Source organism: Amycolatopsis bullii (assembly GCF_014654205.1).
Taxonomy (GTDB): domain Bacteria; phylum Actinomycetota; class Actinomycetes; order Mycobacteriales; family Pseudonocardiaceae; genus Amycolatopsis; species Amycolatopsis plumensis.
In genome coordinates this window covers 42,748-58,811 of record NZ_BNAW01000002.1, presented here as the reverse complement: position 1 = coordinate 58,811, position 16,064 = coordinate 42,748, and the positions used below count along the sequence as shown (strand labels likewise).

General features: G+C 69.8%; 19 protein-coding genes. 13 read left to right on the top strand and 6 right to left on the bottom strand.

Annotated features, from left to right (window positions below):
- Positions 1-2: 2 nt before the first annotated feature.
- The 5 genes from IE317_RS02815 to IE317_RS02795 form a co-directional block, all read right to left on the bottom strand.
- On the bottom strand, positions 3-1,388 hold the full coding sequence (locus IE317_RS02815) for a ferredoxin reductase family protein (protein WP_191306440.1): 1,386 nt from the start codon (positions 1,386-1,388) through the stop codon (positions 3-5).
- A 47-nt stretch (positions 1,389-1,435) separates the two neighbouring features.
- Positions 1,436-2,815, bottom strand: a complete 1,380-nt coding sequence (locus IE317_RS02810) for a HAMP domain-containing sensor histidine kinase (RefSeq protein WP_191306439.1) — start codon at positions 2,813-2,815, stop codon at positions 1,436-1,438.
- Positions 2,812-3,504, bottom strand: a complete 693-nt coding sequence (locus IE317_RS02805) for a response regulator transcription factor (RefSeq protein WP_308443387.1) — start codon at positions 3,502-3,504, stop codon at positions 2,812-2,814. The genes IE317_RS02810 and IE317_RS02805 overlap by 4 nt, the downstream gene beginning before the upstream one ends.
- 56 nt (positions 3,505-3,560) lie before the next feature.
- A complete protein-coding gene (locus IE317_RS02800; RefSeq protein WP_191306437.1) occupies positions 3,561-4,031 on the bottom strand; it encodes an ATP-binding protein in 471 nt (156 codons plus the stop codon).
- 117 nt (positions 4,032-4,148) lie between these two features.
- Complete coding sequence (locus tag IE317_RS02795) at positions 4,149-4,496, bottom strand: spore germination protein GerW family protein (RefSeq protein ID WP_191306436.1); 348 nt, start codon at positions 4,494-4,496, stop codon at positions 4,149-4,151.
- 159 nt (positions 4,497-4,655) lie between these two features.
- On the opposite strand from IE317_RS02795, the gene IE317_RS02790 reads away from it, so the two are divergent.
- From IE317_RS02790 to IE317_RS02775, 6 genes are read left to right on the top strand one after another with little or no spacing between them, the layout of a single operon-like run.
- Entirely contained in the window at positions 4,656-5,339 is a 684-nt protein-coding gene (locus IE317_RS02790; RefSeq protein ID WP_229902434.1) for a class I fructose-bisphosphate aldolase, read from the top strand.
- Between the two features lie 7 nt (positions 5,340-5,346).
- The gene (locus tag IE317_RS44255; RefSeq protein ID WP_229902433.1) at positions 5,347-5,466 is read left to right on the top strand and encodes a 4Fe-4S binding protein; all 120 of its coding nucleotides are present in this window, start codon (positions 5,347-5,349) and stop codon (positions 5,464-5,466) included.
- Positions 5,467-5,475: 9 nt separating this feature from the next.
- Positions 5,476-5,580, top strand: a complete 105-nt coding sequence (locus IE317_RS44250; RefSeq protein ID WP_229902432.1) for a DUF1876 domain-containing protein — start codon at positions 5,476-5,478, stop codon at positions 5,578-5,580.
- A 12-nt stretch (positions 5,581-5,592) separates the two neighbouring features.
- On the top strand, positions 5,593-6,057 hold the full coding sequence (locus IE317_RS44245) for a flavodoxin family protein (protein ID WP_229902431.1): 465 nt from the start codon (positions 5,593-5,595) through the stop codon (positions 6,055-6,057).
- A complete protein-coding gene (locus IE317_RS44240; protein WP_229902430.1) occupies positions 6,012-6,809 on the top strand; it encodes a glutamate-cysteine ligase family protein in 798 nt (265 codons plus the stop codon). Before IE317_RS44245 ends, IE317_RS44240 begins: the two co-directional genes overlap by 46 nt.
- Entirely contained in the window at positions 6,734-6,901 is a 168-nt protein-coding gene (locus IE317_RS02775; protein WP_191306435.1) for a hypothetical protein, read from the top strand. The genes IE317_RS44240 and IE317_RS02775 overlap by 76 nt, the downstream gene beginning before the upstream one ends.
- Positions 6,902-6,980: 79 nt before the next feature.
- Here IE317_RS02775 and IE317_RS02770 read toward each other — a convergent pair whose 3' ends face one another.
- Positions 6,981-8,777 (bottom strand): sigma-54-dependent Fis family transcriptional regulator, encoded by a 1,797-nt coding sequence (locus tag IE317_RS02770; RefSeq protein ID WP_229902429.1) that lies wholly within the window; start codon positions 8,775-8,777, stop codon positions 6,981-6,983.
- A 186-nt stretch (positions 8,778-8,963) separates the two neighbouring features.
- On the opposite strand from IE317_RS02770, the gene IE317_RS02765 reads away from it, so the two are divergent.
- From IE317_RS02765 to IE317_RS02735, 7 genes are all read left to right on the top strand, one after another.
- Positions 8,964-10,601, top strand: coding sequence for a methane monooxygenase (locus IE317_RS02765; protein WP_191306434.1), 1,638 nt, complete (start codon positions 8,964-8,966; stop codon positions 10,599-10,601).
- A gap of 71 nt (positions 10,602-10,672) precedes the next feature.
- The gene (locus tag IE317_RS02760) at positions 10,673-11,722 is read left to right on the top strand and encodes an FAD-binding oxidoreductase (protein ID WP_191306433.1); all 1,050 of its coding nucleotides are present in this window, start codon (positions 10,673-10,675) and stop codon (positions 11,720-11,722) included.
- A gap of 12 nt (positions 11,723-11,734) precedes the next feature.
- Positions 11,735-12,838, top strand: a complete 1,104-nt coding sequence (locus IE317_RS02755) for an aromatic/alkene monooxygenase hydroxylase subunit beta (RefSeq protein ID WP_191306432.1) — start codon at positions 11,735-11,737, stop codon at positions 12,836-12,838.
- Entirely contained in the window at positions 12,835-13,185 is a 351-nt protein-coding gene (mimD, locus tag IE317_RS02750; protein ID WP_229902428.1) for a propane 2-monooxygenase effector subunit MimD, read from the top strand. Before IE317_RS02755 ends, mimD begins: the two co-directional genes overlap by 4 nt.
- Before the next feature lie 97 nt (positions 13,186-13,282).
- Complete coding sequence (locus tag IE317_RS02745) at positions 13,283-14,317, top strand: amidohydrolase family protein (protein WP_191306431.1); 1,035 nt, start codon at positions 13,283-13,285, stop codon at positions 14,315-14,317.
- On the top strand, positions 14,314-15,039 hold the full coding sequence (locus IE317_RS02740; protein WP_191306430.1) for an iron-sulfur cluster assembly protein: 726 nt from the start codon (positions 14,314-14,316) through the stop codon (positions 15,037-15,039). Before IE317_RS02745 ends, IE317_RS02740 begins: the two co-directional genes overlap by 4 nt.
- Complete coding sequence (locus IE317_RS02735) at positions 15,036-16,061, top strand: NAD(P)-dependent alcohol dehydrogenase (RefSeq protein WP_191306429.1); 1,026 nt, start codon at positions 15,036-15,038, stop codon at positions 16,059-16,061. Before IE317_RS02740 ends, IE317_RS02735 begins: the two co-directional genes overlap by 4 nt.
- Positions 16,062-16,064 lie beyond the last annotated feature (3 nt).

Genomic DNA, 16,064 nt, shown 5'->3' with positions numbered 1-16,064 from the left:
TCTCACCAGGCGAACCGTTCGAAATGGACAAGGTCGGCGGGGACGCCGGCGCGGCGGACGCTGTCGATGACGGCGTCGGTCCAGGCGTCCGGGCCGCAGACGTAGACGTCGTGGTCGGCGATGTCCGGCACCAGGTGGCGCAGCACCTCCTCGTCGGGCACCGGGGCGTACCCGGCGGGCAGCCAGGACGTGCGATCCCGCGAGCGCCGTCCGAGCAGGGAGTGGACGCGGACCCCGCGGCGGGCGGCCAGGTCGTCGAGTTCGTGCCGGAACAACAGGTCCGCCGGGCGGGCGGCGCGGTGGAACAGCACGGCTTCCCCGGGCCGGTAGGGGAGTTCCTCCAGCAGCGCGCGCAACGGCGTGATCCCGATCCCGGAGGCGAACAGGGCGATCTTCCATCCTCTTCGGACAGTTGCGGTCAGCCGCCCGTACGGGCCTTCGAAGATCGCGCGGGTGCCCGGCTGCAGGGTGGCGAGACGGCGGCTGCCCGGGCCGAGGTCCTTCGCGGTGATCCGCAGCCGGTGCCCGTCGGGTGCGGCGGAGAGGGAGAACGGCTTGCCGCGCGTCCAGCCGGGTCCGCCGGAGAACCGCCAGACGCAGAACTGGCCCGCGGCGGTCGGGAGCCGGTCGAGGTCGCGGCCGCTCAGGTAAATCGAAACCACGCCGGGTGCCTCCGGCACGACCTCCTCGACGACCAGCCGGTGCCGCGCGTTGAGCCATACCGGCCGGCCCACGCGGAACACGAGCACGGTGCCCGCCGCCGCGGCGTAGGCGGTCCACCAGAAGGCGGTTGCGACGGGGGAGGCGGTGAAGTCGGCGCCGGTCCAGAGCTGGTGCGGTAGGGCGAGCCCGGCGCCGAGGTAGGCGTAGAGGTGCAGCAGGTGCCATGACTCGTAACGCAGCCGCCGCCGGGCCGCCCGCACCGACGTCACGGCGACCATGCCCAGCGCGGCGGAGCCCGCGGTGGCCAGGAGCATGCCGGGGTAGGTCGTCACCAGTGCCCACGCCTCGCCCAGGACACCGGAGCGGTCGGCCGCCGCGTAGCCGAGGGTGATCAGGACCAGATGTGCGGCCAGCAGCGTGATCGAGGTGAAGCCGACGAGCCGGTGGCGGCGGGCCAGCTCGTCCTGGCCGTAGCTGCGCTCCACCCACGGGATGCGCGCCATCAGCAGCAGCTGGAGCAGCAGCAGATCCGCGGACAGCAGCCCGGTGAGCCGTCCGGTGGAGGTGAAGAAGTCGGTCGCGAGGTCCTGCAGGCCGCGGCCGGACACCCAGAGCGCGACCACGAACAGCACACTCGCCCAGGCGGTGAGCCCGGCGGCGTCGCGCCACCACATACGGACTGTGGGCCGCGCGAGACGACGGGTGGCGAGCGTGGTGGTGGACATCGGGCTCCTCGGGTGATCGCTACGGGCTCCACCCTCCCGAAGCCCGGTTAGCCGTCGACGTGACCGGGGTGAGAGTTCGGTAAGAGCAGATCCGCTCCGACGGTGAACCCGACCACGGCCCCGCCGCCCGGGCGCGGCCCGGCGAACACGCCGCCGCAGTGGGTCAGCGCGATCTCCCGCACGATCGCCAGCCCGAGGCCGGATCCCGGCAGGCCGCGGGCACCGTCGGCACGGTGGAAGCGGTCGAACACGCGGGCCACGTCGTCGTCGCCGATACCGGGGCCGCGGTCGAGCACCTCGACGCGGCCGTCGCGCACGACGACCTCGATCGGACCTTCGGGCGCGAACTTCACGGCGTTTTCCAGCAGGTTCGTCACCGCCCGCTCGAGGGCCTTCGCCTGGCCGGTCAGCGCGGACGCGTCGGTTTCGACGGTGATGGCGCGCCCCGACCGTCGCCGGACGCGCTCGGCGGCGCGGTCGGCGATGTCGCCCAGCTCCACCGGCGCCGGTTCCTCGGCCTCGTAGCGGCGGGTCGCCAGCTCGACGAGCTCGTCGACCAGGTGGGTCAGCTCCCGGGTCTCGCCGTCGACGTCGTCGAGCAGCCGGGCGCGGGAGTCCGGGCTGAGCTCGGCGAACCGGCGCAGCACGCTGGCGTTGGTGCGCAGGCTGGTCAACGGCGTCCGCAGTTCGTGGGCGGCGTCCTGGACCAGGCGTTCCTGGTCGGCGCGGGCGTCGGCCAGGCGGCCGAGCATCCGGTCGAACGACGTCGCGAGCCTGCCGACCTCGTCGCGCCCGCCGGTGGGCACGGCCACGTCGTCGAGGCGGCCGTCGCTGACCTGCTCGGTGACGTCGGTCAGCCGGACCAGCCGCCGGGTGATCTGCCGGGCCAGCAGCCATCCGGCCAGGGCCGCGACGGCCAGGACCAGCGCGCTGACGCCGGTGATGCGGGCGGCCAGGCCCTTGAGGACGTGCCGGGATTCGTCGACGTCGATGCCGAGCTGGACGGCGCCGCGGCCGGGTCCGAGGGCCACGGTGATCACCCGGTAGTCGTCCCGGCCCGCGGTGAAGTCGCGGTAGCGGTGGTCACCGAGGGAGCCGGTGGCGGCGAGCGCCCGGTCGTCGTCGCCGACGTCGAGGCGCACCCGCCGGCCGCCCAAGGGCCGGGTGGTGCCGTCCGGGGCGATCGCCTGGGCCACCATGGGCTGGGCTTCGTCGTGGTCGTCGTCATCGGGGCCGCGGGTGACCGGGCTCGGGGCCAGCACCTGGGTCGCCCCGGCGGCGACCTCCGCCGACGTCGTCAGCAGCGACCGGTCGAGTTCGGCGTCGATGCGCTGGGAGGCCGCCTGGTAGCTGAAGACCCCGACGAGGATCGCCGCCGCCGCGCCGACCCCGGCGAACGCGATGGCGAGCTTGCTGCGCAGGTTCATGCCGGCCGCACCGAGTAGCCCACGCCGCGCACGGTGTGGATCAGCCCGGTGGCCCCGGCCTGCTCCAGCTTGCGCCGCAGGTAGCCGATGTAGACGGCGAGGTTCTTGGAGTCCGCGCCGAATTCGTAGCCCCAGATCCGCTGGTAGATCGTGCTGCGGTCGAGCACGATCCCGGCGTTGCGGACCAGGAGTTCCAGCAGATCGAACTCGGTTTTCGCGAGGGTGATCTCGGTACCCTGCCACCACACCCGGCGGGCGGCGGGGTCGACCGCGAGCTCGCCCAGCCGCAGCGTGCGGCGCGCGTCCGGTTCGGGGAAGGTGCGGCGGAGCAGCGCCCGCAGGCGGGCGAGGAGTTCGTCGAGTTCGAACGGCTTCGGCAGGTAGTCGTCGGCTCCGGCGTCGAGCCCGGCCACCCGGTCGGGGGTTTCGACCCGGGCGGTAAGCATCAGGATCGGCGTGGGGTCGCCTTCGGCCCGCAGCACCCGGCACACGCCGAGGCCGTCGACGCCCGGCATCATCACGTCGAGGATCAGCACGTCGAAGGCGTCCCGCCGCGCGGTGGCGAGCGCGCTGACGCCGTCGGTCACCTCGGTGACGTGGTAACCCTCGAGGTCGAGGGCTCTGACCAGCGACTCTCGGATGGCGCGGTCGTCGTCGGCGAGCAGGACGCGGTGCGGCATGGCCGCCATGATGCCCTCGAGCGAGCTTCGCGTCCTGCCCGGGTTTTCCGGGCGTCAACGGAGGGTTAACGGTCGGTAATCCGGACGGGTCCGGTGCCGGGCGACGAAGCACGCGGTGCCGCGTCGACCCCGGAGCAGGGCACCTCCGCCCACACCGTCTTGCCGACCGGGTGCTCCAGCACGCCCCAGGCGTCCGACAGCTTTTCCACGATTTGCATACCGCGGCCACCTGGTCTGTCGAGGGACGGCGTGGCGACCACGGGCCGATCTCGGCTGCCGTCGTCGACCTCGATCCGCACCCGGCACGGCACCCGAGTGTGGCTCATCCGGACTTGCCAGGGGCCCTCGCCGTGGTCGTAGGCGTTGGTCACCAATTCGGTGGCCACCAGCAGCACGTCCCCCAGGTGGGCGTCGTCGACGTGGGTCAGGGTGCGTGAGGCCCAGCGGCGGATCTGCACCAGAGCCGGCGCGGTGGTGCCGCGGAGGTCCATCGACCATCGCGACGGCTCATGGCCGGCGTCGCTCCGTTCGGACATGGCGGCATCGTCCCTTTCCGGGTCTCCGTCCTCGCTGCTGAAGACGTCCGCGCTTCGGCGATACCCCGATTACGGCGGTGCCAATCCCCACCCTCATCGCGCTCGTTCCGGTGGGGATCAACCCTGGCCGGCGCGGTACTTGAGCTTCGCCAGCCGGGTCGCGGCGAAGAGTGCCGCGACGGCGACCGCACCGAGGGTCGCCAGCAGGCGGTTCACGTCGACCGCCGGTTCCCAGCGGAGCTTGCCGTCCTTGATGACGTAGGCCCCGACCGGCTTGGCCGACAGCCCGAACCCGCCGCCTTCGCCGGAGCGGCCCTTCTCGTCGCGGCTGTCGCCGCCGCCACCGCCGGTGCCGACGGCCGACGCCACGATCACCGTGACGCCGTCGACCTCGTACGGCTCGCCGTAGACCATCTTGGTCTCCAGCCCGTCCTTCGCCTTCGCGAGCAGCTCGTCGACCTTCATGCGGCGAAGTCTCACCGCCGGGCGCGCGGGACTCCCAGAGCCGATGGTCCCCGGCGCGGGTGACCGAGGGCCCCGGTGCCGGTGGCGTTCGCCCGCGGTGGCGGCCACCCTCCCGCGATTTGCTGGTTGCACACGACATCAGCGACCCCGGAGGCCGTCATGGCGCACCGTCCCCCGCTGGCCGAGCTCGGGCTGAACACCGGCAAGAAGACCCGGCTGCACCGCATCCTGCACGAACACGGTCTCCGCAACGGCACGGCGTTCTTCCTCCCCTACGACCAAGGCCTGGAGCACGGGCCTCGGGACTTCTTCGCGAACCCGGCCGCGAGCGACCCCAAGTACATCCTGAAGCTGGCGATCGAGGGCGGCTTCAACGGCATCGCCATCCAGATCGGGCTGGCCGAGAAGTTCTACTGGGACTACGCGGGTGAGCTGCCGCTGGTGCTCAAGCTCAACGGCAAGACCGAGATCCCGTCCGACGCCGAGGCGCTGTCCCCGCTGCACGGCAGCGTCGAGGAGGCGGTCCGGCTGGGCGCCGACGCCGTCGGCTACACCCTCTACGTCGGGACTCCGGCCCAGGAACAGGACTTCGCGCAGCTGCGGCAGGTCCGCGCCGACGCGCACCGGCTCGGCATGCCGCTCATCGTCTGGGCCTACCCGCGCGGCTCGGCCAACGAAGCCAAGGGCGGCCGCGACTCGTTCTACGCCGTCGACTACGCCGCCCGGGCCGGACCGCAACCGTCGCGGTGGGCCACGGCGCGAAGGCGGCCCGGCAGATCGACGCCGCTGCCTGTCCTGCGGCAACTGCTTCGAATGCGACAACTGCTTCGGCGTGTGTCCTGACAACGCGGTGATCAAGCTCGAACCGGGGAACCGGTACGCGATCGACCTCGACTACTGCAAGGGCTGCGGGATCTGCGTCGCCGAATGCCCCTGCGGCGCCATCGAAATGGTGCCCGAAGAAACCTGAGGAGACATGATGCGGGAGAAGCGCTGGCACGGCGACCTGGCCCACAACCTGCTCGAATGCGCGGCCGGCGACATCGAAGCGCTCACGCGCAAGCCGGTCCGGCTCGAGCACTGAAAGGAGCGGACTATGCGGATCCTCGTCGTCTTCGAGTCGATGTTCGGTGCCACCGAAGAGGTGGCCAAGGCCATCGGGAAGGGGCTTGCCGTCTCCGCCCCGGCGGAGGTGGTCAACGTCGACAAAGCGCCTCGGGACCTGACCGGCGTCGATCTGCTCGTCGTCGGCGGACCCACCCACCCGACACGGTCGCAGACCGGCGTCCGGGAGTGGCTGGACTCGCTCGACGCCGTGCCGGCCGAACTGGCCGTCGCGGCCTTCGACACGCGGATCGAGAAGCCGCGCCTGGTCACCGGGGCCGCGTCGCTCGGGGTGGCCAAGCGGCTGCGCCGGCGCGGGTGCCAGCTCGTCCTGCCGGCGGAGAGCTTCTTCGTCGGGACGGAACCGGTCGACGCCGGCCCGGAACCCGGCGAACCGGAACGAGCCGAGGCGTGGGGTGCGGCTCCCGGGGCGGCGCTGGCCCGCGCCGGCTCCTGACGGCCGTGGCGGACGCCCCGACGGCCGGCGTGGAGGAGGAGTTCGTGCTGCTGGACACGCGGACCGGGGCGGCCGTCCCGGCGGCTCCGCGCATCCTGGACGGCCTCCGCGGCGAGCCCGGCGTGGTGCCGGAGTTCCTGCGCTTCCAGATCGAGACCGTCACGGGGGTGTGCCGTTCGCTCGCCGAGGTCCGCGCGGATCTGACGCGGCTGCGCCGCCGGGTGAGCGAGGCCGCGGAGGCGGCGGGGTGCTTGGCCGTGGCGACTTTCCTTCCGGGTCGCGGCCCGGTGGTCCGCCGGTCGGACCGGCTGCAGGCCAGGCTCCTGGCGCTGGTCGTCCTCCCGTCGCTCGTCGCCGCGGTGCGCGGTGCTGTTCGGCATCGGCGAGTATTCGGCCTCGGCGGCCAAGTCCCGCGAGCAGACGGCCACGCGCTACACGGTGACGGCGGTCCTCCTGGCCGACGGCCCCCAACCGGCGGCGGGCCGAAGCGGAACGCCGTTCAACTCAGCCCCGACCCGGGCGGCGTGGCGAACGCGAGACGGGCAACAGCGGATGGGGGAGGTGGAAGCGGCGGCGGGCACGGTCGCGGGCCACGAGGTCCGGATCTGGGGGGACGGAACAGGGGCATCGACGGAGCGCCCGCTGACCATGGCAGCAGCGACCATCGGAGCCCCCCTTGGGCGCGGCCATCCTCTGGGCGGCGGCAGTGTCGTTGTGCGTGTTCCTCTACCGCGGCGCGGTCTACGCGCTGAACCGCCACCGCCTGGCCGAGTGGCAGCGGGAATGGACGGCCTGCCAAGCCAGCAGCAAACACCGCGGCGACCAGAGCCCCACCGGCTGCTAGCCGACACGTCGCTTCCGTTGTGGCGAACCGAGACCGACCGGAGAAGGTCCGAGCGGCGACCTGACCGGATAGTTCGAGTTCAGGAATGGTCCGGGACGATGCCGAACGCACGGATTTTGCGGTAGATCGTCGCCCGGGACATGCCGAGGTCAGCCGCGGCGAGTTCCTTGTTGCCCCGGTTCGCGGCCAAGCTGCGCACGATGGCATCGCGTTCGATGGCTTCGAGCTTGGTCAGCTGGCGGCGGGTGAAGGTCCGGCACTCCGCGGGCAGGTCCGAAACCTCGATCGTCCCGCTCCGGCGTCGGCGGGCGGCGTCCGCCAGCACCTCGTCGAGCTGGCGGACGTTGCCGGCCCAGGGCAGCCGCATGAGCTGGCGCAGGCAGGTGTCCGACATCGTGAGGGGCCGGTTGGCCGCGTGGCGCCCGAGGAGGTGGGGGACCAGGCGCTGCAGGTCGTCGAGCCGGTGGCGCAGCGGCGGGATCTCGACGGTGTGTGCGAAGAACGGCATCAGGCAGCCCTGGACATCGGAGCCGGGCGGTTCGTCGCCGAGCGTCACGACCACCCAGGCCGGCGCCTGGTCGGGGGGCGCGCCCTGCCAGAGGGTGAGCAGAGTGGTGAGGCGCTGGAGGTCGTCGCCGGTGAGGGCGTCCGCGTGCCGGATGATCACGACCGGTGACTCGCCTCGGGTCACCTCGTCGGCGAGGTCGTCGGCCCAGTCCTCGTAGCCGCCGTCCGCGACGGCGGCGGAGTCGACCAGCACGGGCCGGCGCCCGTGCCGGGCTGCGACGGCCTGCGCCACGGCGGTCTTGCCGACGCCGCGTTCGCCGCTGAGTGCCAGCCAGGTGCTGCCGGTGAGGCTGCTGTCGGCGGCGGCGCAGGCCTGACGCCATTGCGGGTTGGCGCCGACGACGCCGGGAAGCTGCAGGTCGTTGCGTCCGGCCCGGCGGCGGCGCTGGGTCTGGTTCTTGACGCGGAACACGCCGCCGGCCAGCGCGGAGCCGCTGTAGACCGGGCGGTACTCCATCCGGGCAGTGGTTCCGGAGGGGAGGTCGGCGACGACGGTCACCGGCTTCGTCGAGCCGACCAGGTCCGCCGTGTGGGTGATGAGCGCGGCGCGGTCGGTCACGTCGTACAGCTCCTCGGCGTGGCTGTTGACCATGACGACGTCCTGGTTGACGGCCAGGATCGCCCCGGAGCCGCGTTGACAGGACGCCAGGTACTCGCGGAAGAGACTGAGTTCCCGCGCACCGGTGGTCGCGAGCATCGCCTCCTCGATCCGTTTCGCCGTGGTCCGGGCCAGCGTGAGGAGCAGCGGACCGGAGGTGTCGGCCCATGACGTCAGGTCGAGTACGCCGACGAGATGTCCCCGAAGCGGGTGAATGATCGGCGCGCCGGCGCATTCGAACTCGGTGAGGCTGCTGTTGAAGTGTTCGAAGCCGGACACCAGCACGGATTTCTGGCATTCGAGGGCGGTGCCGATCCCGTTGGTCCCGACGGACTCCTCGGCGTAGCTGTACCCGGGGGCGAGCGAGATGGTGTCCAGGCCGGAGGTCAGGGCGTGGTCCGTGCTCACCCTGCTGACCACGAGACCGTTCGCGTCCGTCAGCAGGATCGCGACGGGGTGGTTGGCCATTTCCTCCGATAGATTCACCAGTACGGGTGTCGCGCTGTGGGCCAGCAGACTCTCTTCGTCACGGTCGGTGACAAAAATGGGCTCCGGGGCTTCGGTGGCGACGCGATTGGCGAGCGCACGGCGCCAGGACGCGCTGATGACGTCCCGCACTCCGGGTACCTCGGGCAGGGGAGGGGAAGAGAGAAACCGCTCCCGCAGGTAGCGCATCGGCTGCGATCCCGGCCGGTCTCCTTGCGTCGTCACCAGCGTCTCCTTCGACGGTCGGTGCCCTCGGACAGTGTGGTGGCCCTGTCCGTGCCCACATCGTCGCCCAGACCTGCGCCCGGCTTCATCTCACATTGAGACAGAACCCGGCTGCGATCCGCAACACACTCTGCCGGTCAGACATACCGGCCGGGCTGAGAGACCCCGGTTTCGAGGAGGCCGATTTTGAGCAGGCAGAGTCTCACCAAAGCGCACAACAAGATCACCGAACTGTCGTGGGAGCCGACGTTCGCCACTCCGGCGACCCGGTTCGGGACGGACTACACGTTCGAGAAGGCGCCCAAGAAGGACCCGCTGAAGCAGATCATGCGCTCCTACTTCCCGATGGAAGAGGAGAAGGACAACCGGGTCTTCGGTGCCATGGACGGCGCGATCCGCGGGAACATGTTCCGGCAGGTGCAGCAGCGCTGGCTCGAATGGCAGAAGCTGTTCCTCTCGATCATCCCGTTCCCGGAAATCTCCGCCGCGCGGGCGATGCCGATGGCCATCGACGCGGTCCCGAACCCCGAGATCCACAACGGCCTCGCGGTTCAGATGATCGACGAGGTTCGCCACTCGACGATCCAGATGAACCTCAAGAAGCTGTACATGAACAACTACATCGACCCGGCCGGGTTCGACATCACGGAGAAGGCGTTCGCGAACAACTACGCCGGCACCATCGGCCGCCAGTTCGGCGAGGGCTTCATCACCGGTGACGCGATCACCGCGGCGAACATCTACCTCACGGTCGTGGCCGAGACGGCCTTCACCAACACCTTGTTCGTCGCGATGCCCGACGAGGCGGCCGCGAACGGCGACTACCTGCTGCCGACGGTGTTCCACTCGGTGCAGTCCGACGAGTCGCGCCACATCAGCAACGGGTACTCGATCCTGCTGATGGCGCTGGCCGACGAGCGCAACCGGCCGCTGCTGGAGCGCGACCTGCGCTACGCATGGTGGAACAACCACTGCGTCGTCGACGCCGCGATCGGCACGTTCATCGAGTACGGCACCAAGGACCGCCGCAAGGACCGCGAGTCCTACGCGGAGATGTGGCGCCGCTGGATCTACGACGACTACTACCGCAGCTACCTGCTGCCGCTGGAGAAGTACGGCCTCGTCATCCCGCACGACCTGGTCGAGGAGGCGTGGAACCGCATCACGAACAAGTTCTACGTTCACCGCGTCGCGCAGTTCTTCGCGACCGGCTGGCCGGTGAACTACTGGCGGATCGACGGCATGACCGACACCGACTTCGAGTGGTTCGAGGACAAGTACCCGGGCTGGTACAACCAGTTCGGCAAGTGGTGGGAGGCCTACAACCGGCTGAGCCGGCCGGGCCGCAACAAGCCGATCGCGTTCGAGGACGTCGGTTACGAGTACCCGCACCGCTGCTGGACCTGCATGGTGCCCTGCCTGGTGCGCGAGGACCTGGTGGTCGACAAGGTCGACGACCAGTGGCGGACCTACTGCTCGGAGACCTGCGCCTGGACCGACAAGGTCGCATTCCGGCCCGAGTACGAGGGCCGGGCGACGCCGAACATGGGACGGCTCACCGGGCAGCGCGAGTGGGAGACGCTGCACCACGACCGGGACCTCGCCGACATCGTCAAGGATCTCGGGTACGTCCGCGACGACGGCAAGACCCTGATCCCGCAGCCGCACCTGGACCTCGACGACCCCAAGAAGCTGTGGACGCTCGACGACCTGCGCGGGATCCAGTTCGCCAGCCCGAACGTGACCCTCAACCAGATGTCCGACGCCGAGCGCGAGCAGTGGGCCGCGGCGTACCGCGCGAACCCCAACGTCACCGTCGCCTGACGGCCTGAGACCGGCGGCCGGCGGGACGTGACCGCTCCTGCCCGCCGGCCGCCACGAGAATCGAGGCAACGATGGCGGACAAGCACCGCATCTCCTTCGAACCGGTCGACATCGACATGGAAGTCGGCGAAGACGAGAAGATCCTCGACGCCGCGTTCCGCCAGGGCATCCACCTGATGCACGGCTGCCGCGAGGGCCAGTGCTCGGCGTGCAAGTCGTACGTGCTCGAGGGCGAGATCCAGATGGAGCGCTACTCGACGTTCGCCTGCAACGACGCCGAGGTCGAAGAGGGCTACGTCCTGCTGTGCCGGGCGCACGCCTTCAGCGACTGCACCATCGAGCTGCTGAACTTCGACGAGGAGGAACTGCTCAACTCGGCGCCGCTGCAGCAGGTCCGGACCGAGGTTCTCGAGATCGTGCCGCACACGCACGACATCGTGGGCCTCAAGCTCAAGCCGGTCGACCCCGCCGCGTACGAGTTCAAGCCCGGTCAGTACGCCGACCTCACCATCCCGGGCAGCGACGAGCACCGGTCCTTCTCGATGGCGACGACACCATCCACACCGGACCACATCGAGTTCGTGATCAAGAAGTACCCGGGCGGCCGGTTCTCGGCGTTGCTGGAGAACGGGATCGCGGTCGGCGACACGATCGAGCTGACCGGCCCGTACGGCAACTTCACGCTCAAGAGCGGCCACGCCCTGCCGCTGGTGCTGATGGCGGGCGGGGCCGGGATGGCGCCCGTGCTCGGCCTGCTCCGGTACCTCAGCGAGACCGAGGACACCCGCCGGATCCGTTTCTACTACGGCGCGCGCACTTCCGCAGACCTGTTCTACCTCGACGAGATCCGGGTGCTGGGGGAGCGGCTGGCGGACTTCGAGTTCGTCGTCGCCCTCTCGGAGTCCACCGACGGCGCCGAAAGGCTCGGAGTCCACATCGAGCCGGGCATGGTCACCGACGTCGTCGAAGCCGCGGAGCCGGAGCTGCACCGGACCGAGGTGTACCTGTGCGGGCCACCACCCATGGTGGACGCCGCCCTGGCCCTGGCCGCCCGGCAAGGCGTTCCGGACGACCAGGTGTTCTACGACAAGTTCACGACCTCGGTCACCGACGACCAGTAGAGGAGACAGCAGATGGCAACACCAGCGCCGAAGGTGCGCAGCTTCCCGAAGGTGGAGTTCACCGATTCCGAAGCGGGCGCACTGGAGTTCCCGAGCTCCAAGAGCCGGGCGTACTCGTACTTCAAGCCGGCCAAGCTGCGGGCGACGGTGTACGAGGACGTGACCGTCGACGTGCAGCCGGACCCCGAGCGGCACCTGTCCCAGGGCTGGATCTACGGCTTCGGCAACGGGCCGGGCGGCTACCCGCAGGAGTGGACCCAGGCGAAGTCCTCGAACTGGCACGCCTTCCTCGACCCGAACGAGGAGTGGGAGCAGACCCTCTACCGGAACAACTCCGCGGTGGTCCGGCAGGTCGCGCTCGGACTGGAGAACGCCAAGCGCGCCAACGCCTACGACGGGTGGAACCCCGCCTGGCAGAAGTTCATCGCCCGCAACCTCGGCGCCTGGATGCACGCCGAGAACGGGATGGCGCTGCACGTGTTCACCTCGATCCAGCGCTCCGGCCCCACCAACATGATCAACACCGCGGTCGCCGTCAACGCCGCGCACAAGATGCGCTTCGCCCAGGACCTCGCCCTGTTCAACCTCGACCTGGCCGAGTCGCTCGACACCTTCGACGGCGCCGTCCACAAGGAGGTCTGGCAGTCGGCCCCCGAGTGGCAGCCCACCCGGCGCGTCGTCGAGGAGCTGACCGCGGTCGGCGACTGGGCGGAGCTGCTGTTCGCGACCAACGTCGTCTTCGAGCAGCTCGTCGGCCAGCTCTTCCGGTCCGAGCTGGTCATGCAGATCTCCGCCAAGAACGGCGACTACGTCACGCCGACCATCGTCGGCACCGGTGAGCACGACTACAGCCGCGACCTCGCCTACACCCGCGCGCTGTTCCGCCTGCTCACCCGCGACGAGCAGTTCGCCGCCACCAACAAGGAGCTGTTCGGCCAGTGGCTCTCGACCTGGGTGCCGCGGTGCCTGGACGCCGCGCACGCGCTGCAGCCGATCTGGTCGCAGCCGGCCGAGAAGACGCGGACCTTCGCCGACTCGCTCGCCGCGACCAAGGAGAAGTTCGCCCAGCTGCTCGAGGAGATCGGGCTCGACGTTCCGAAGGAGTTGGACCAGTGAGCAGTCCCCTGCAGTTCGGTTCCCAGGCGGGGTCGTCGAACATGTGCGGCGTCACCCTGATGAACACCCCGATCGGCCGCGTCGTCGCGGACGTGATGGGTGCCAAGGACGGCGTCGAGCTCGTCGAGTACCCGTCGATGATCCGGGTCGACGGCACGAAGCTGCTCGAGTTCGACTACGCCGAGCTGACCGACGCCCTCGGCCAGCCGTTCGACGGCTCGATCTTCGAGGAGATCAGTTCCACCCACTACGGGCGCATGGTGCACCTGGACGACCGCACCCTGCTGTTCGCCAACCCCGAGGACGCCGCCGAGTACATCGGCTTCGATCTCTCGGCCCACGGCTGACGCGGACCGCGCACCGCACCGGTGGTGGCGGGTCACCCGGGGGAGCTCCGCCACCACCGCACCACCACACACCCAGAACGAAGGTTGAGGATCTCCGATGTACGAGAAGGACGGCGAAAAGTACTTCATCGTCGATGGCCACGTCCACATCTGGGACGCCCGGGAGTCGAACCAGAAGAACGTCCACGGCAAGCAGTTCATCGACTGCTTCTACGACTACCACAAGAACCTCAGCCCCGAGGAAGTCCTCTGGGACTACGACACCTACACCTACTACGGCGCCGAGCGCTTCATGAAGGACATCTTCCAGGAAGGCCACGTCGACCACGCGATCTTCCAGGCCACGTTACTCAGCGAGTTCTACAAGACCGGGTTCGGACAGACCGAGGAGGCCTTCGGGCTCACCCGGCAGCATCCGGACAAGCTGACCTACAACCACGCCTACGACCCGCGCAACGGGGAAGCCGGGCTGGAACAGCTGCGCCGGGACGCCGAACGGATGAACCTCAAGGGCGTCAAGCTGTACACCGCGGAGTGGCACGGCGACTCGCGCGGGTACAAGCTGGACGACCCGTGGTCGCGCCGCTACCTCGAAGAGTGCCTGGCCCTGGGCATCAAGAACATCCACGTCCACAAGGGACCGACGATCCGCCCGCTGGACCGCGACGCGTTCGACGTCGCCGACGTCGACAAGGTCGCCACCGACTACCTCGACCTCAACTTCATCGTCGAGCACGTCGGCCTGCCCCGCCTGGAGGACTTCTGCTGGATCGCCACCCAGGAGTCCAACGTGTACGGCGGTCTCGCGGTGGCGATCCCGTTCATGCACACGCGGCCGCGCTACTTCGCCCAGATCATCGGCGAGCTGCTGTACTGGCTCGGGGAGGACAAGATCCTCTTCGGCAGTGACTACGCGCTCTGGACGCCGAAGTGGCTCATCGAGCGGTTCGTGGACTTCCAGATCCCCGAGGACATGCCCGAATACCCGGCCATCACCACCGCGCAGAAGAAGAAGATCCTCGGCCTGAACGCCGCCGCACTCTACGACATCGACGTGCCGCAGGAGCTCCGGTTGCCGACCAAGGCCGGTGACACCGGAGAAGAGGTGGCCGCCGGGGCGGTGGCACGATGACTACCGCCGTGTCGGTGGAAGCCGAGGTGCTCGCGGCACTGGCCACTGTGCTCGATCCCGAGCTGGACCAGCCGGTCACCGAACTCGGTTTCGTGCGCTCGGTGGCCATCGATGACGAGGGCGTCGAGGTGCACCTGCGCCTGCCGACGTCGTTCTGCGCCCCCAACTTCGCGTACTTGATGGTCTCCGACGCCCAGGACGCCCTGTCCGCCGTGCCGGGGCTGGGGCGGATCCGGGTGTTCCTGGACGACCACCACGACTCGGACAAGATCAACCGCGGGATCGCCGCCGGTGCCGGTTACGTGGGCACGTTCGGGGTCGAGGCGCAGGACAACCTGGACGAGCTGCGCGCGACCTTCCAGCGCAAGGCGCACCTGGCCGCCGTCGAACGGTGCTGCCGCACCGTGCTGGCCGGTGGCGCCTGGACGCTCGAGGAGTTGCCACTGCTGGAGCTGTTCGACCTGCCCGAAGGTCCGCTCAAGTCGGCGCTGCTGCGCCGGCGGGAAGCGATCGGGCTGCCCACCGGCTCGCACGCCCGCGTGCTCGTCGACCACGACGGTACGGCGGTCGCGAAAGCAGACAGCGCGCTGTGGCTGCGCCTGGCCGCGGCCACCCGCGTGTCCATCGAGGGAAACGCCCACTTCTGCCGGGGACTGCTCGCCACCCGGTACGGCGACGCGGACGCCGACCCCGTCATCACGAACACCAGGAGCCGATCGTGAAAGCAGTTCAGGTCACCGGTTACCACCGGAACCTCGAGGCCCGCGAAGTCGACGAGCCGAAGATCACCGGGCCGCTGGACGTGGTCGTCCGGGTCGGCGCGGCCGGGGTCTGCCGCACCGACCTCCACATCCTGGAGGGCCAGTGGGCCGAGAAGAGCGGCGTCACCCTGCCGTACACGATCGGCCACGAGAACGCCGGGTGGGTGCACGCGGTCGGCGACGCGGTCACGAACGTCGCAGTCGGCGACAAGGTCATCCTCCACCCGCTGATGACCTGCGGGCTGTGCCGGGCCTGCCGCCTCGGCGACGACGTGCACTGCGAGAACTCGAAGTTCCCCGGCATCGACACCGCCGGCGGGTACGCCGAGTACCTGCTCACCTCGGCCCGGTCCTGCGTCAAGCTGGACGACAGCCTCGAGCCGGCCGACGTCGCCGCGCTCGCCGACGCCGGGCTGACCGCGCAACACGCAGTGGCGAAGGCCGCGGCGGTGCTCCGGCCGGGCGATGTCTGCGTCATGATCGGCGCGGGCGGCCTCGGCCACATCGGCGTCCAGTGCCTGAAGGCGATGAGCGCGGCGACTCTCGTCGTCGTCGATCGCAATCCCGCGGCGCTCAAGCTGGCTGAGCAGATCGGGGCGGACGTCACCGTCGTCGCCGACGGGTCCCACGTGGACACGGTCCTCGAGCTGACCGGCGGACACGGCGCCGAAGCCGTCATCGACTTCGTCGGTGAAGGCGGCTCCACCACCGAAGGCGTGCGGATGCTGCGCCGGGCGGGCAACTACTACGTCGTCGGCTACGGCGAAAACATCGATGTCCCGACGATCGACATCATCTCCACGGAGATCAACATCGTCGGCAACCTCGTCGGTTCCTACACCGACCTGCAGGACCTGATGGTGCTCGCGGCCCAGGGCAAGGTGAAGCTGCACACCGCCCAGTACCGCCTGGAGCAGTTCCAGCAGGCCATCGACGATTTGAGCGCGGGCAAGGTCCGCGGCCGGGCAATTCTCATCCCCTGAAAG